Here is a 15056-nt window from a genome sequence, read left to right on the forward strand (position 1 = left end):
GTCTTTTAACAGCCATTTGTGAAGACACAAATGGAGGCAAGGTTCAGAATTATACTTCTTGCGACTTAAGTAAGTAACCCTATTTTTTTATTTAAGCAACTCCGCAAACACCGCCTGAGCGCTGTAAACCCTATTCTTGGCCTGCTGCAAGTGAATGGCATTCGGGCCATCCAAAATTTCATCCTTAATCACTAATCCTCTTCTCACCGGTAAACAGTGCATCACTTTGGCGTTGTTCGTCACGGCCAATTGCTCATTGCCAAAACTCCAGCTTTCATCCTGACTGAGGATTTGTCCATACTGCTTGTATGATGACCAGTTCTTCACATATACAAAATCCGCCCCTTCAAGAGCTTTCATTTGGTTATATTCCACATGTACTCCTCCGGCAAACTCTTCTGCCAGCTCATATCCTTCGGGGTGAGTGATGGTCAGGTCTACAGGTGCCTCTCGCATCCATTCCACAAATGAGTTTGGAACCGCCTGAGGCAATGCTTTCACATGCGGTGCCCAGGTCATGACCACCTTTGGTTTTTCAGCTTTCTTCCAGTGTTCTTCTATGGTCATCCAATCTGCCAGACTTTGCAGTGGGTGTCTGGTAGCGCTTTCAAGGCTCACTACAGGAAGGCCGGAATACTTGATGAAAGCATTCAACAGCTGCTCTGAATAATCGGTATTTCTGTCTTTTAGCTCAGGGAAGGTTCGAACACCTAACACATCGAAATACTGACCCATTACGCCAGCTGCCTCCTTAATGTGCTCAGCTTTGTTACCGTTCATTTTCACTCCATCTTCGAATTCGAGTGCCCATCCATCTTTTCCAATGTCGAGCACAATGGCTTCGGCACCAAGGTTCTGAACAGCTACCTGAGAGCTCAGACGCGTTCTCAAACTTGGATTGAGAAATATCAGTCCAGCCCTTTTTCCCCTGGCAAAATCAGGAGTGAAAGGGTTGGCCTTGATTTCCAGAGCCTTTTTTACCAGACCGCCTGGGTCTTTGACATCTTTGACAGAAGTGAAGTTTTTCATTTTTATGCTACCCCTCAGTCCTTCGGACAGCCAGTCTCAAAAACTTCTGTCATTCCCGACAACGTCCCGACACATCGGGAGGGAATCTCCACATGTTGACTCGAAGGTCGATTGAGATTCCCAGTCAAGCTGGGAATGACAAAGCAAGAACTTTTGAGACAGCCTCTGCCCATTTGGCGAAGTGGTTGTTTTATTTATTCAACTCAATTTTTAATGCTTCAAGGAATTGGTTTAACTCTTCCTTGGTAACGGCTAGTGACGGCAATAATCTCATTGTATTTTTATCGCCAGCCGAGCCGGTAAATATTTTATGGCTGAAAAGCAGATTCTTTCTTAGCTCAGCCACCGAGAAATCGAAGCCCAGACCAAGCATAAGCCCCATTCCACGCACTTCTTTAATTTGTGGAATAGACTTGAGTTCGGCTATCAACCATTCTCCCAATTCGGCTGCATTCGCCATTAGGTTTTCCTGTTCTATTACTTCAAGTACAGCCAATGATGCGGCACAGGCCAAATGATTTCCGCCAAAAGTAGTTCCTAACATGCCATGCCAAGGCTGAATGTGAGGGGCAATCAAAATCATAGCTACTGGAAATCCATTACCAATTCCTTTAGCTAAAGAGATTACATCAGGCTGTATACCGCTGTGCTGATATGCGAAGAACTTACCGGAACGACCTGCTCCGGATTGCACCTCATCCATGATCAACAAGGCGCCAGCTTCCTTACAAAGCGCTGAAACCTGCTGCAGATAATCATTGCTTGGTACATAGATGCCCGCAACTCCTTGCATACCTTCGATAATGACAGCAGCTGTCTGATCATCAAGCTCAGCTTTAAGTGCCTCAATGTCATTCATCGGTACAAAAACCACCTGATGATCGGCATTGAATGGCGCTACAATTTTTGGATTGTCAGTAGCGGCAACCGCACCTGAAGTACGGCCATGGAAAGCCTGTTTCATCGCAATGACTTTCTTTCTTCCGGTGTGGAAGGAAGCCAGTTTCAGTGCATTTTCATTCGCTTCGGCACCAGTGCTGCAAAGGAATAACTGATACTCTCCGCAACCGGAAATCTGTCCTAACTTGTCTGCCAATTCCTGCTGAACCGAATTCTGCACTGCATTGGAATAGAAGCCAAGAGCGTTCAACTGATCGGTCAGTCTCTTCACATAATGTGGGTGTGTATGGCCAATTGAAATCACCGCATGACCTCCATAAAGGTCCAGGTATTCAGTTCCTTCTTTATCCCAAAGTTTTGACCCCAGCGCTTTTACAGGCTCAATATCGTAGAGGGGATATACATCGAATAATTTCATTTTCTATCTCTTTGCTGTCATTCCCGCGCAGGCGGGAATCTCCTATTTATGTAGCCTAAGCCCGATAGGGATTCCCCTTTTCAGGGGAATGACGTGTTATAGTTGTTGTTGTGAAGGCCGGGGCTCTAAAAAGCACTCGCCTTCAATTTCAGCCCAGTGGTTTCTTCTAACCCGAACATCAGATTCATATTTTGTACGGCCTGGCCAGAAGCTCCCTTTAACAAGTTGTCAATGGCAGACTGAACCATCAGATAACCATTGTGCATCTGTAAATGGATAAAGCATTTATTGGTATTCACCACTTGCTTTACATCTAAAGGACTATCGGTCACCCAAGTAAAAGGGTGCCCCTCATAATATTCCTTATACACTCTAATGGCTTCCTCCAAAGGCCATTCGCAGTACTGATAAGCTGAGATCAGAATACCTCGGGTGAAGTTTCCACGATAAGGAACAAAGTTGATGTTGTTTTCAAACCAAGGTTGATACTGCATCAAAGACTTTCGGATTTCCGCCAAATGCTGATGCTGAAATTCCTTATAGGTAGAAATGTTGTTGTTTCTCCAGCTGAAGTGAGTCGAATCAGATGGCATCACTCCCGCACCGGTAGAGCCGGTGGTTCCTGAAACGTGCACTTCCTTCAACATGCCATTATGAGCCAGTGGAAGCAAAGCCAATTCAATGGCTGTGGCAAAACAACCTGGGTTGGCTACAAAATTAGCCGATTTGGTGGCCTCTCTATTGAGCTCTGGTAAACCATAAACTTTGCTGTCATCCAATCTGTAGTCATGAGCGAGGTCAATGATCTTCACAGAATCGTCCACATGATTCGCCTCCATGAACTTCTTAGAGTCGCCATGGCCCATGCAGAGGAACAAAACGTCTACTTCGCTGTGCCATTCTGGTACGAACTCCAGTTCGGTTTCGCCCAACAGATCGCTGTGTGAAGAATAAAGCTTTTTACCTGCCTGACTTCGGCTTTGAACAAAGCTGATTTCAGCTTCCGGGTGGTTGAGTAGAAGACGGATCAATTCTCCGCCAGTGTATCCAGCACCTCCTATAATTCCTACCTTAATCATATCTCTTCTTCGTTCACCTGATGGTAAATGGCATTTTGATTACCGAATATCTTGGCAAAGCCTCTTACATCGTCACCTGTCCATGATTTGTTCATTTCTCCATAGTGGCCGAATTTGGCAGACATTAGGTCGTGAACTGATTCAATACCATTGATCTGATATCTGTAAGGGAATAATGTCAGGAATACATCGCCTGTAACATTGCGCTGCGTGCTTTTCAGCATCGCCTCAAGATCGCGCATCACTGGGTCAAGGAACTGGCCTTCGTGCAGCCAGTTGCCATAGAATGCAGAAACCTGATCTTTCCAGTAAATCTGCCACTTGCTGAGCACGTGTTTCTCCAATGCTTGGTGAGACTTGATGAGCAACACACTGGCTGCTGCCTCAAAACCAACGCGGCCTTTGATACCGATGATAGTATCTCCCACGTGAATGTCTCTTCCTATTCCGAAAGGACCGGCAATTCTCTCCAGGGCTAAAATGGCCTGGGCAGGCTTGTCATAGACTTTGTCGTTAATGGCTTTGATTTCACCCTTTTCGAAAGTCAGTTTTAATTCCTCTGCCGCTGTCTTTGTTACTTGAGTAGGGAAAGCAGATTCCGGCAGGTTGCCATTGGATTTCAGCGTTTCTTTTCCTCCAACAGACGTACCCCAAAGGCCTTTATTGATGGAATAAACAGACTTGGTAAAGTCGAAGTCTACTCCTTTGGACTGTAGGTATTCAATCTCGGCTTCTCTTGAAAGACGAAGGTCACGAATAGGTGTGATGATCTCCGCTTCAGGCATAAAGGTTTGGAAGATCATATCGAAACGAACTTGATCGTTTCCGGCACCTGTGCTACCATGAGCAATGGCCTTGGCACCAACTTCCTTGGCATACTGGGCAATGGCTACTGCCTGTGAAACGCGCTCAGCACTTACCGAAAGCGGATAAGAACCATTTTTTAGAATATTGCCGAAGATGAGAAAGCGTACTACTTTCTGATAGTAGTTGTCTGTCTCATCTATGGTTTTGTGCGATTTTACGCCTAAGCTTTTCGCTCTATCTTCAATTCTTTTGATTTCAGCCTCATCGAATCCACCGGTGTTTACTACCACAGAGTGCACTTCCATCCCTCTATCTTCGGCCAGGTATTTTACACAAAATGATGTGTCTAAACCACCACTGAATGCCAGTACCACTTTGTTATTTTCCATTTTCTTTTTTCTTTTTCCGTTCGTCTATCTTCAGCAATACACTCTTTTTAAATTTAATCCAGCGCTCAAAGAGCTTAAGGTCTTTGTCTAGCTCTCTCTCGGTCCAGACGGTCCTTTTGGGTTTAATATTTTTCTCCCAGGCCGGATTATAAAGCATGGCTGTACAAATGCAGTTCTTTCTGTTTTTTGCGGTGAGAATGTCAAAGTTCACACAGGTCTTACAGCCTGCCCAGAAGTCTTCATCTTGTGTAAGCTCTTCGTAGATCACGGGCTTATATCCTAATTCGGAGTTGATTTTAAGCACGGCTGCTCCAGTAGTTAGACCAAATATCTTTGCTTCCGGGTATTTTTTGCGGGAGAGCTTAAATACCTCCTGCTTGATCCGCTTTGCGAGCCCATGGCCACGAAACTCAGGATTGACAATTAGGCCCGAGTTGGCCACAAACTGGCCATGGCTCCACACCTCTATGTAGCAGAAACCTGCCCATGTACCATCTTGGGCATAGGCAATGACGGCTTTGCCTTCATCCATTTTTTTGGACACATATTCAGGAGTGCGCCTGGCTATTCCCGTGCCTCTTTTGGCAGCCGATGAAGCAATTTCATCGACTATAGTTTGTGCATAGTGCACATCGTTGGAGGTGGCCGGTCTTACGGTAAATTTTAATTCCATTTGCGGGTTGGGTATCAAAACTAAGCCTGTAAACAGACTTGGGTTGAAATTCAAAATGATTAAACTAAGAAATATAGGTTAAAGAGTCACCACGTAGGCGACAAAAGGAAGCAGTGGCGACTAGCGCCTATCTTGCCTGATAGTGCAAACAGCCCTCTCTCCTCTTGAAACAGGAGACACACCGGGTGGGGTTACTATGTTAGCTGCGTTCTGCATTGAGGGAACAAAGGAAATAAAAAGTTTGAACTTTGAATGCGGGAAATAAATTTTTTTAATGCGCAACTCGCATGGTGTGCTAATTGATGGTGGAAGAAGGCTTAAAAAAGATGGTCAGAATGCGCATCAAAAAATATCCTGCAAATGGCAGAATGGGTGTGGCATAAGTATATGCCCACCAAAATTCAGAGGCATTATCCTGTCCGCTGAAGCTGGCCGACCAGTTGCCTGAAAGCAGATAGGTTACGGGAATCCAAAGAGCTCCTAGAACTAAGCTTGCTAGAACACAGATTCGAAATACTTTTAGTGGAATAGGATGAACTTTCCTGGTACTTCTAATGATGAGAAAGTTGAGAGGAAACAGCACGAACATAACGGCAGTCATTAAGTTGCCCCAAGGCAAACTACCTCCTTCCACTACCGGCATGGTCAATAGGGGCGATCCTGTGGCCAGTGAGGTTATCACAAACATCTGAATGAGCACAGAGGCAAGAAAGAAGTATTTGATTCGTTTATTGTTCATCTTAAACTTCAACTTAAAAACAATGAACAAAGCTAACACACTTTTGCTGGCAATACTGCTAATCTCAACACCATCATTCGCTCAAAATAAAGCTCCTGAAATTCCTGATATACTTTCCGAGAAACACTGGGCGCACATTCCTGGACATGCAGGTGAGGCTGGGTTTTATATGGCAAAGTTTGAGACAAGAGTAGTAGACTACAGGAGGTTTTATGGAGATGGTGGAGAAAAGAACACTAAACATGAACCAGAAGTAAGTGTCTGGAGCTTTCGGAAAAACCTCGATGAATCCAACCTCATGTACTACTATGAGCATACAGCTTTTGACAATTATCCAATTGTTGGTGTAGACTTAAGTGATGCCAAAGCCTATGCTGAGTGGCTTACTGTAGCATATAATAACCAACCGAAACGTGAGTTCAAGAAAGTCCTTTTCCGCTTGCCAACTGAACAAGAATGGGAATGGGCAGCTCGAGCAGGTAATGATGTTGCTCCTTTTCCCTGGGGAGGACCTTACATTAGAAACTCTAAAGGAGATATTCTCGCCAATATTTTAAGAGTAAGCGACACCAATATAATCAGCCAAGTTCAAGAAGATGGTTCAATTCAATTTAGCCTTGCTCAGGAACAGATTGACAAAGTCAACCCCACCAGCTACACGAGCCCGGTAAATCAATTTATGCCAAATCGCTATGGCTTATACAACATGAGCGGCAATGTGAGTGAAATGACAACCTCAATTTATAGTGAAGGAAAAAATTCAACAGTGGCTAAAGGAGGAAGTTATCTTCAAACACCCTATTGGGCTATGATAAGTTCAAGACAGGAGTTCTCCAAGCCAACTGCTTATACTGGTTTCAGATTGGTTATGATGGTGGTTGAGAAGTAGTTTTATGTTTGAAGTCACTTTGAACTTGAAACATTGAACACTGAACTAGGATCACCCCCCAATCCACTCAGCTACAAACAGGTTGGTATCTCTTGTGCCACCATTGTTTCTGTTAGATGAGAACACAATGTATTTGCCGTCATTGGAGAAGACTGGGAAAGCATCGAAAGTCTCGTCATGAGTGATTCGGGTCAATCCAGTTCCATCAATATTGATCATGTACAGGTTAAAAGGGAAGCCTCTTGTAGCCGTGTGATTACTGGCAAAAATGATTTTCTCCCCTGAAGGATGAAAAAACGGTGCCCAATTGGCCTGGCCAAGATCTGTGAGTTTCCTTAGGTCGCTTCCATCCGCATTGCAAATGTAAAGCTCCATATCCGTTGGCATTACAAGCCCTTGTGCTAACAGGTCTTTATATTCCTTTATTTCTTCTTCAGTTTTTGGCCTGGAAGAGCGAAAAATCAGCTTCGAGCCATCAGGAGAGAAAAATGCACCCCCGTCATAGCCCAACTCGTTGGTAATTTGCTTTACATCCGAACCATCTATATTCATAGTAAAAAGCTCCAGATCGCCTGTTCGCATTGAGGTAAAGACAATCTTATCCCCCTTAGGAGAAACAGTTGCTTCAGCATCATAACCCGGCTCGTTGGTCAACTGACTGATAATATTGCCATCAAGGTCAGCAGTGAAAATGTCAAAGCTCGGATAAATAGGCCAAACATATTTACCATCGGCTCTGCGCTCAGGTGTAGGAGGACAAGCTTCATCACCTAAGTGGGTTGAGCCATAGACAATGGTTTCATTGCCCGGTAGAAAGTATGAGCAGGTAGTTCTGCCGAGTCCCGTACTTACCATTGTCGGTTTGTTGTTTTTTAGATCATCGTTGCGCCAGTCGGTCACAAAAATCTGGTCGCAGTTCACTCCCCATTCTTTATAGTCACTTTGGAAAACCAGGAACCTGTCATCAAAACTCCAATAAGCCTCGGCATTGTTGCCACCAAAAGTAATCTGCCTTATGTTCTTAAGGTATTTCATCTCTTCGGGGTGAAGAAGAAGAGAGTCGGTGGCCGATCGGGCCTCGCTAGTAGAAGACTGGTTAGATTCTTTACCGCCACAAGAGAGAATAGCCAAGGCGACTATCAGGAAGGAGAAACGTTTCATTAAATTGAAATTTTCGATAATGCCGCGAAGATAATCATTATTATCTTTGGCCTTAAAACCGATGCCATGAAGATGCCACTGTTCGTGTTGGTGATAGCCCTGATCGCTGTAGCCTGCACCGATTTTACCACTGATAAAGAACTTTTAACCGGACTCAAACAGGATGTGGAGTATTTGGCCAGCGATGACCTGGAAGGGCGTGCTATTGGCACAGATGGTGAGGTGTTAGCCGCCCGATACATTGCTGATAAGTTCAAAGAAATAGGGCTTGAGCCAAAGGGTACCGACAAGTACTTTCAGGTTTTTCGGGTAAACAAGCCCGTAAATCCACATGAACAGGCCGTAATTGGAACCAACGGTGAAGGCATTGCAGGTAGAAATGTAGTAGGTTTCATTGACAACGGAAAACCATTTACTATTGTGCTGGGAGCACATTACGATCACCTTGGCTATGGCAGTGAGGGTTCCTTGTATAGGGGAGAACCGGCCATTCATAATGGAGCCGATGATAACGCCAGCGGAACAGCGGCACTCATTCAATTGGCAAGAATTCTGAAAGAGAAGAAGTCAGACTATAACTATTTGTTCATTGCCTTCTCCGGAGAGGAAAATGGGCTTTGGGGTTCCAATTACTTCTCTAAAAATGCAACGGTGGCGGTGGACAGCCTCAATTTTATGATTAACATGGATATGGTTGGGCGCTTGAATAAAGAAAAAAGCCTGGCCATTAATGGTGTTGGCACCAGCCCAGTATGGAAAGATGTACTCAATAAAATTAATTATGACTCGCTGAAGCTGGTTACCTCAGAGTCAGGGGTTGGGCCATCAGACCATACCTCTTTTTACCTGCAAGATATTCCCGTATTGCACTTCTTCACCGGTCAGCATGAAGACTACCACAAGCCTTCGGACGATGCCGATAAAATAAATTATGAAGGTATGGTAAAGGTGATTCGTTTCATAGAGCGCCTTATTGGTGAGTTAGATTACAAAGAGAAGCTTGAGTTTACTAAAACCCAGGACAATAGTGGAGACTCACCACGTTTTACTGTAACCCTTGGTGTAGTTCCGGACTACCTGTATGATGGAGAGGGCATGAGGTTAGATGGTGTTACCGATGGAAAGCCTGCCGCCATGGCTGGCATGCAAAAGGGTGATGTGGTAATAAAAATGGGCGATTCTACCATAGTGGATATGATGAGCTACATGCGCGCGCTCAGCGCCTTTACTCCGGGTGATGAGACCACCGTTCAATATAAACGCGGAGACCAGATTAGTACAGTAAAAGTTAAGTTCTAACTTCGATTCTCCCCATTGGGCGTCTGCCTAAAGCAGAATTTTTGAAAATGTTTCATTAGACGGCTTCGTTTGGAACTCTTTATTGGAACGATTGTTCTGAATTTGTAATTAAAATTTTGGAACATTCATTCTAATTAACCAACATGAGCAAATTAAAAAATAAAGTAGCCGTCATTACAGGTGGCAGTACAGGGATTGGGCTGGCAACAGCTAAACTATTTTTAAGAGAGGGAGCCCGCGTTGTCATTACCGGCCGAACATTGGAAACACTGGAAAAAGCACAAAGAGAGATTGATGATGACAACCTTCAAATTGTGCAGTCCGATACTTCAGACCTTGCGGCCATCGATACACTTGCGGGTAAGTTAAAGGCAAGCTATGGCCAAATAGACGTTCTTTTTGCCAATGCAGGTATAGCTTGGTTTGCACCGATAGAGCAAGTAGATGAGGCTTTTTTCGATGCTCACTTCAACACCAATGTAAAAGGCCTTTTCTTCACCATTAAAAAGCTATTGCCTCTAATGAACAATGGAGGAACCATCGTGCTTAATGCCTCAGCGGTTATTCACAAAGGTTTCGAAAATAGCTCGGTATACTCGGCCACCAAAGGGGCTGTCAGAAGTTTTGCCCGTACCTTGTCGGCTGAGCTTGCTCCACGCCATATTCGGGTGAACACAGTGAGCCCCGGTCCGGTGGAAACACCCATTTACAACAAAATGGGAATGACTGAAGAACAGCTTAGGTTAATGGCAGAAGATTTTGCCAACCGTGTACCGCTGAAGCGATTTGGAAATGCCGATGAGGTGGCCAATACCGTATTGTTTCTGGCCTCTTCAGACTCCTCCTTTATAGCCGGAGAAGAGATTTTGGTGGATGGCGGGATAGCCACCATCTGATAATTTTAGTTATTTTTGGAACGATCGATTTGAAAATGAGATCGTTATGGCCAGGAAGAAGAATTTTGATGAGCAGGAGGTGTTGGATAAGGCACTACAACTCTTTTGGCGCAAAGGTTATCATGCCACCTCTATTCAGGATTTGGTAGACGAGCTCGGCATCAATAGAGCCAGTATGTACGATACCTGGGGCGATAAACATCGTCTGTACCTTGCGGCACTGAAACGCTACCGCCAATATGCTTCTTCCTGGTTTTTAGAAGAAATCAGATCTGAAAAGCCCGCCCGGCAAATCATAGAAAACTTTCTTAAGCACTTGGTCAATGACATGATTGCCGATGCAGACAGAAAGGGCTGTTTTGTGGTGAATTCAACCACCGAACTGGCGACTATGGATAAAGAAGTGCAGGCCATGGTGGAAGAAAACAGACGGACGGTAGAGCAGGTTCTTGCCGAACTCATTAAAGAAGGTCAGGCCAGTGGCCAATTCTCTTCGGCCCACTCTCCCGAGTCATTGGCGCGGTTTATTTTTAGTGTAATTAGCGGTATTCGAGTGGTTTGTAAAACGCAAATCTCCAATAGAGAACTTCAGGAGGTCATCGATATCACACTTTCGGTATTAGATTGATCAGAATCACTTTTCTGATTAGTCATTTTATCTATATTAGAAGCCAATTTTTGGAATATGGCACGTGTAGTATCGGTTTTTTTAGAGCGCAATCAGTTTAAGATTCTCAGAATTTGCATTGGGGTGCTTTTTTTGTGGTTTGGAGGCCTGAAGTTCTTTCCCGGCCTTAGCCCTGCTGAAAGCCTGGCTTCTGAAACGGTAGACATTTTAACCTTGAGACTACTGCCTGACGCCATGATACTTCCCAGCCTGGCACTCTTAGAGGTAGCTTTAGGCGTTATGCTGGTGTTTACGCGCGAATTCAGGTTTACTTTTTGGCTATTGCTCTTTCACATGCTTTGTACCATTATGCCAATGGCCGTATTGCCCGAAGTTACCTTTCGTTCCTTTCCGTTTCAATTGACCATAGAAGGACAATACATTGTAAAAAATATTGTCATTATTAGTGCTGCCTTTGTCTTGCTCTTTCATCATAAAAGCAATCGAATTCACAATTAATTGCGGGGAGGAGAACTTTTCATACACTATTTCATTTAAGTTAAGATGAATGGAAGGAGCTGAGAAGCCTCCTTTCGGTCGGTGGTTGCTATGCTCAAAATCACAAGCACCAGCGGCACTTCTGAGTAAATCCATTTAAGTTAGTGTATCAAAAAAGTACAGTAGGTTGACATACGATCTGATTATTATAGGAGGAGGGCCAATAGGAATGGCGTGTGCTATAGAGGCAAAAAAGGCCGGGCTCTCATACATTGTGTTAGAAAAGGGTGTACTGGTCAATTCCATTTATAATTTTCCTACCAACATGACCTTCTTTTCTACCTCTAATTTATTGGAGATAGGTGGAGTTCCTTTTATTGCTCACAACGATAAACCCACCCGCAGAGAGGCTCTGGAATATTTTAGAAGAGTACAGGAAAGTTGGGGGCTCCGAATACAATTGTATACGGAGGTGCTGAGCATGAAGCGCAATGGAGCAAACTATCTTTTGCATACATCTAAAGGAGATTACGAGGGCCGCCATGTGGTGGTGGCCACCGGTTTTTATGATACCCCACGCCTGCTCAATGTGCCAGGAGAAGAACTTAAAAAAGTAAAACACTTCTATGATGATCCACACCCCTATGTAGATCAGAAAGTTGTGGTTGTAGGAGCCGCCAACTCGGCTTGCGATGTAGCCTTAGAAACCTACTACAAAGGTGCAGAGGTAACAATGGTAATTCGAGAGCAAGAAATATATCCTAAAGTAAAATATTGGATCAGACCCAACATAGAGAACCGAATTAAGGAAGGTAGTATAAAGGCGTATTTCAATTCGAGAATTGTGGAGATACGGCCTTCGGAGGTAGTACTGGACACTCCTGAAGGAGAGCGTATTATAGCCAATGACTTTGTGCTGGCTATGACAGGCTACATGCCTAATTTTAAGCTGTTTGAGCAACTTGGGCTACCCATATCCGATGATGAGGACAAAACGCCTTTGCACAACCCTGAAACGCTGGAGACCCCATTACCGGGAGTATATGTGGCGGGGGTTATTAATGCCGGCTTACAAACCAGCAAATTGTTTATTGAAAACACACGAGTTCATGCTCAAATAATCTTAGCGCATATGGTAAGCAAAGATTCGGTCTCTGCCTAAGTACCGAATCTTTGCATGCGTGGCTATTCGTAGCGTAAGCTCTTAACCGGGTTGGTGCTTGCGGCCTTTAGTGCATGGTAACTCACCGTGAGCACAGTAATGAAAAGTGCGGCTGCTCCTGCCAACACAAAAACCATGGTTCCAATAGCAATTCTGTATTCAAAGCCATTAAGCCAGTCGTTCATGAACCAATTGGATAAAGGCGCTGCAATGACAAAACCAATGCCTACCAGCACCAAAAAACTCTTAGACATAATAAGCATCAGGTTGCCAAGGCTGGCTCCAAGTACTTTACGTATGCCTATCTCTTTTATGCGCTGCTCGGCTGCAAAGCTGGCAAGCCCAAAAAGACCTAATAAAGAAATAAAAATAGCTATGCCTGAGAAATAGTTGGCCAACAACCCAATGGTTGTTTCTCCACGGTATAAATTCTCATAGCTCTCATCCAGAAAATTATAAGTAAACGGATAGTTGGGGTTCATCTCTTTGGCCAGGTTTTCCAGGTATTCTATTCCTGCCTGAGTATTGCCCCCATCCATTTTGGCAATGAAATAGCTGGCATTTTCCGGTCTTAGAGAAATAACTATCGGGTCAATGCTTTGGTGAAGAGAGCTAAAGTGAAAGTCCTTTACAATACCAATTACCTTACCCGTTCTGCCCCAGAAAGTAATGGGATAATTAAGTGGGTTTTCTACATTCATGGCCTTTGCGGTCTGCTCATTAATAATTACGTGCAGCGAATCGGTAGCCAGGTTAGGGTCAAAACTTCTTCCCTCAATAATTTCCATATTCAGGGTTTCAATAAAGCTATGGCCTACCTGCAAAACGTTGAACAAGGTTTCGTTTTCCTCCGTTTTGCCTTCCCATCGATATCCTCCGGAGGTAGAAGAGCCAATATTGATGGGCGTATTGCTAGAAACGGTAATGTTGCTGAAGTTAGGGTTGTCTAGCACCCGTGCCATAAACAGGCGAGCGCTTTCTTCACTGGCAAGGTCGCCCTCAATTGGTAAGTAAACAATGTTTTCCTTGTTGTAGCCCAGGTTTTTATTCTTCACAAACTCCATTTGCTCATGAATAACCAGTGTGGAGATAATTAGAAAGGTGCTAATGACAAACTGAACAATGACTAACCCTTTGCGCAGTCCGTTAGACCAACCTGAAGTTTTGAAACTTCCTTTTAACACACTAACCGGTTTGAAGCCCGACAGGAAGACTGCCGGGTAGCTGCCCGCTAGTACGCCCACTACCAAACCAAGACCCAGTAGCAGTGCCAATTGGTTGATGTTCTCAAAATTGAAGCTTAAATGACCATTAATAAGCTCGTTGAGCGAAGGCACAAGCAGGGCCACAAGCAGGCCGGAAAGGATTGCCGAAATAATGGACATGAGCACCGATTCGCCAATGAACTGAAAGACCAGTTGTCTGCGCGATGAACCCACCACTTTTTTTACCCCTACCTCTTTGGCTCGTTTGGTAGAACGGGCGGTGGCCAGGTTCATAAAGTTTATGCATGCAATTACCAGAATGAAAACCGCTACAATACTAAACAGCCTTACATACACAATGCGACCACCTGAAGCCTTGCCATTTTCAAAGCTTCCTTTCAGGTACATGTCTTTGAGAGGAAAAAGAAAAAGGTCTACCACCGAACCCTCATTTTTCTCCTTTACGTAGCCTTTTATTTTCTTATTAAACTCCTGGTAATCTACACCGGCCTGGAGTTTTACCACTCCGCGAATGCCATTGTTGCCCCAGTCTTGCAACCAGGCATTTCGTTCTCCCCACGGAGCGTAAGGCATTACAAAGTCGAATTTTAAGGAAGCGTTCAGGGGAGCATCCTCATATACTCCTCCCACTTTGTATTCACCCCAACCATTTACCGTCAGGGTTTGCCCAATAGCAGGTTCTGGCCCAAAAATTCTTTCTTTGAGACTTTTCGAAAGGTAAAGTACCGAAGGTTCGGTCAACGAGTTTTCGCGTGTTCCTTCTATAAATTCGTTGCTGAAAATATGGAAGAAATCTTCACTGGCCACCCGGCCTCGCTCCTTAAAACTCTGTCCGTTGTGTAAAAACAGGCGCTCCTGCTCCCAGGTGAGTTGGCTAAAATATTCTACCTCAGGCATTTCCGCCTTCAGAGCATCTTTTAGCGGTCCGGGATTGGCCGAGGTGGTGAAAATTGTCCCCGAGTAATCCTGGTTTTCCATTACCTGATAGATGCGATCTATGTCCTGATGAAACTGATCTACCGATCGTTCGCTTTGCACATAGAGGAATAGCAGCATGCTGGCTGTTATGCCAACCGTTAGTCCAAGAACATTGAGAAAAGCATAGGCACGTTCCTTCCAGAAAATGCGCAGAGCAGTTTTAATGATTGTTTGTAGCATGGTTTGAGTTTTTTGACCAAAAAATGAATTCAGTCGGAAGACGATTTCTGCCTGAATTCATTACACAGACCTCAAAAAACCCAAATGGTTGCAGTTTTAAGGAGACAATTTCTGGATTGTTCCTAT

The 15056-nt window shown here is 44.4% G+C and carries 14 protein-coding genes; 6 read left to right on the forward strand and 8 right to left on the reverse strand.

What is annotated here, in order from left to right; genetic code table 11:
* Nucleotides 1-87: 87 nt before the first annotated feature.
* The 6 genes from B3763_RS07505 to B3763_RS07530 form a co-directional block, all read right to left on the reverse strand.
* Nucleotides 88-1029, reverse strand: coding sequence for an N-acetylornithine carbamoyltransferase (locus B3763_RS07505; protein WP_286745320.1), 942 nt, complete (start codon nt 1027-1029; stop codon nt 88-90).
* A gap of 190 nt (nt 1030-1219) precedes the next feature.
* Entirely contained in the window at nt 1220-2347 is a 1128-nt protein-coding gene (locus B3763_RS07510; RefSeq protein WP_189629029.1) for an aspartate aminotransferase family protein, read from the reverse strand.
* 125 nt (nt 2348-2472) lie between these two features.
* Complete coding sequence (gene argC / locus B3763_RS07515) at nt 2473-3426, reverse strand: N-acetyl-gamma-glutamyl-phosphate reductase (RefSeq protein ID WP_286745322.1); 954 nt, start codon at nt 3424-3426, stop codon at nt 2473-2475.
* The gene (gene argG / locus B3763_RS07520; protein WP_286745323.1) at nt 3423-4622 is read right to left on the reverse strand and encodes an argininosuccinate synthase; all 1200 of its coding nucleotides are present in this window, start codon (nt 4620-4622) and stop codon (nt 3423-3425) included. The genes argC and argG overlap by 4 nt, the downstream gene beginning before the upstream one ends.
* Nucleotides 4612-5295 carry a GNAT family N-acetyltransferase gene (locus B3763_RS07525; protein ID WP_286745324.1) on the reverse strand — a complete coding sequence of 228 codons (684 nt, stop codon included), beginning with the start codon at nt 5293-5295 and terminating at the stop codon, nt 4612-4614. The genes argG and B3763_RS07525 overlap by 11 nt, the downstream gene beginning before the upstream one ends.
* Before the next feature lie 295 nt (nt 5296-5590).
* Entirely contained in the window at nt 5591-6034 is a 444-nt protein-coding gene (locus B3763_RS07530) for a hypothetical protein (protein WP_286745325.1), read from the reverse strand.
* On the opposite strand from B3763_RS07530, the gene B3763_RS07535 reads away from it, so the two are divergent.
* Nucleotides 6015-6923: a formylglycine-generating enzyme family protein gene (locus tag B3763_RS07535; RefSeq protein ID WP_286745326.1), complete on the forward strand. Its 909-nt coding sequence runs from the start codon at nt 6015-6017 to the stop codon at nt 6921-6923. The genes B3763_RS07530 and B3763_RS07535 overlap by 20 nt on opposite strands.
* Nucleotides 6924-6974: 51 nt before the next feature.
* Here B3763_RS07535 and B3763_RS07540 read toward each other — a convergent pair whose 3' ends face one another.
* A complete protein-coding gene (locus B3763_RS07540) occupies nt 6975-8084 on the reverse strand; it encodes a TolB family protein (RefSeq protein WP_286745327.1) in 1110 nt (369 codons plus the stop codon).
* 66 nt (nt 8085-8150) lie between these two features.
* On the opposite strand from B3763_RS07540, the gene B3763_RS07545 reads away from it, so the two are divergent.
* The 5 genes from B3763_RS07545 (at nt 8151) to B3763_RS07565 (ending at nt 12546) form a co-directional block, all read left to right on the forward strand.
* On the forward strand, nt 8151-9383 hold the full coding sequence (locus B3763_RS07545; protein WP_286745330.1) for a M28 family peptidase: 1233 nt from the start codon (nt 8151-8153) through the stop codon (nt 9381-9383).
* A gap of 143 nt (nt 9384-9526) precedes the next feature.
* Nucleotides 9527-10279 (forward strand): SDR family oxidoreductase, encoded by a 753-nt coding sequence (locus B3763_RS07550; protein WP_286745333.1) that lies wholly within the window; start codon nt 9527-9529, stop codon nt 10277-10279.
* A gap of 46 nt (nt 10280-10325) precedes the next feature.
* Nucleotides 10326-10907: a TetR/AcrR family transcriptional regulator gene (locus B3763_RS07555; RefSeq protein WP_286745336.1), complete on the forward strand. Its 582-nt coding sequence runs from the start codon at nt 10326-10328 to the stop codon at nt 10905-10907.
* A 57-nt stretch (nt 10908-10964) separates the two neighbouring features.
* On the forward strand, nt 10965-11405 hold the full coding sequence (locus B3763_RS07560) for a hypothetical protein (protein WP_189629047.1): 441 nt from the start codon (nt 10965-10967) through the stop codon (nt 11403-11405).
* 166 nt (nt 11406-11571) lie between these two features.
* A complete protein-coding gene (locus B3763_RS07565) occupies nt 11572-12546 on the forward strand; it encodes a YpdA family putative bacillithiol disulfide reductase (RefSeq protein WP_286745340.1) in 975 nt (324 codons plus the stop codon).
* 23 nt (nt 12547-12569) lie between these two features.
* Here B3763_RS07565 and B3763_RS07570 read toward each other — a convergent pair whose 3' ends face one another.
* The gene (locus tag B3763_RS07570) at nt 12570-14930 is read right to left on the reverse strand and encodes an ABC transporter permease (RefSeq protein ID WP_286745341.1); all 2361 of its coding nucleotides are present in this window, start codon (nt 14928-14930) and stop codon (nt 12570-12572) included.
* Nucleotides 14931-15056 lie beyond the last annotated feature (126 nt).

The organism is Roseivirga sp. UBA1976, assembly GCF_002336325.1.
Taxonomy (GTDB): domain Bacteria; phylum Bacteroidota; class Bacteroidia; order Cytophagales; family Cyclobacteriaceae; genus Roseivirga; species Roseivirga thermotolerans.

Excerpts from the sequence above, each read along its gene's own strand:
- B3763_RS07505 (WP_286745320.1), bottom strand. The coding sequence starts at position 1,029 with ATGAAAAACTTCACTTCTGTCAAAGATGTCAAAGACCCAGGCGGTCTG.
- B3763_RS07550 (WP_286745333.1), top strand. The coding sequence starts at position 9,527 with ATGAGCAAATTAAAAAATAAAGTAGCCGTCATTACAGGTGGCAGTACA.
- B3763_RS07525 (WP_286745324.1), bottom strand. The coding sequence starts at position 5,295 with ATGGAATTAAAATTTACCGTAAGACCGGCCACCTCCAACGATGTGCAC.
- argC (WP_286745322.1), bottom strand. The coding sequence starts at position 3,426 with ATGATTAAGGTAGGAATTATAGGAGGTGCTGGATACACTGGCGGAGAA.
- B3763_RS07530 (WP_286745325.1), bottom strand. The coding sequence starts at position 6,034 with ATGAACAATAAACGAATCAAATACTTCTTTCTTGCCTCTGTGCTCATT.
- B3763_RS07560 (WP_189629047.1), top strand. The coding sequence starts at position 10,965 with ATGGCACGTGTAGTATCGGTTTTTTTAGAGCGCAATCAGTTTAAGATT.
- B3763_RS07510 (WP_189629029.1), bottom strand. The coding sequence starts at position 2,347 with ATGAAATTATTCGATGTATATCCCCTCTACGATATTGAGCCTGTAAAA.
- B3763_RS07540 (WP_286745327.1), bottom strand. The coding sequence starts at position 8,084 with ATGAAACGTTTCTCCTTCCTGATAGTCGCCTTGGCTATTCTCTCTTGT.
- argG (WP_286745323.1), bottom strand. The coding sequence starts at position 4,622 with ATGGAAAATAACAAAGTGGTACTGGCATTCAGTGGTGGTTTAGACACA.
- B3763_RS07545 (WP_286745330.1), top strand. The coding sequence starts at position 8,151 with ATGAAGATGCCACTGTTCGTGTTGGTGATAGCCCTGATCGCTGTAGCC.
- B3763_RS07570 (WP_286745341.1), bottom strand. The coding sequence starts at position 14,930 with ATGCTACAAACAATCATTAAAACTGCTCTGCGCATTTTCTGGAAGGAA.
- B3763_RS07555 (WP_286745336.1), top strand. The coding sequence starts at position 10,326 with ATGGCCAGGAAGAAGAATTTTGATGAGCAGGAGGTGTTGGATAAGGCA.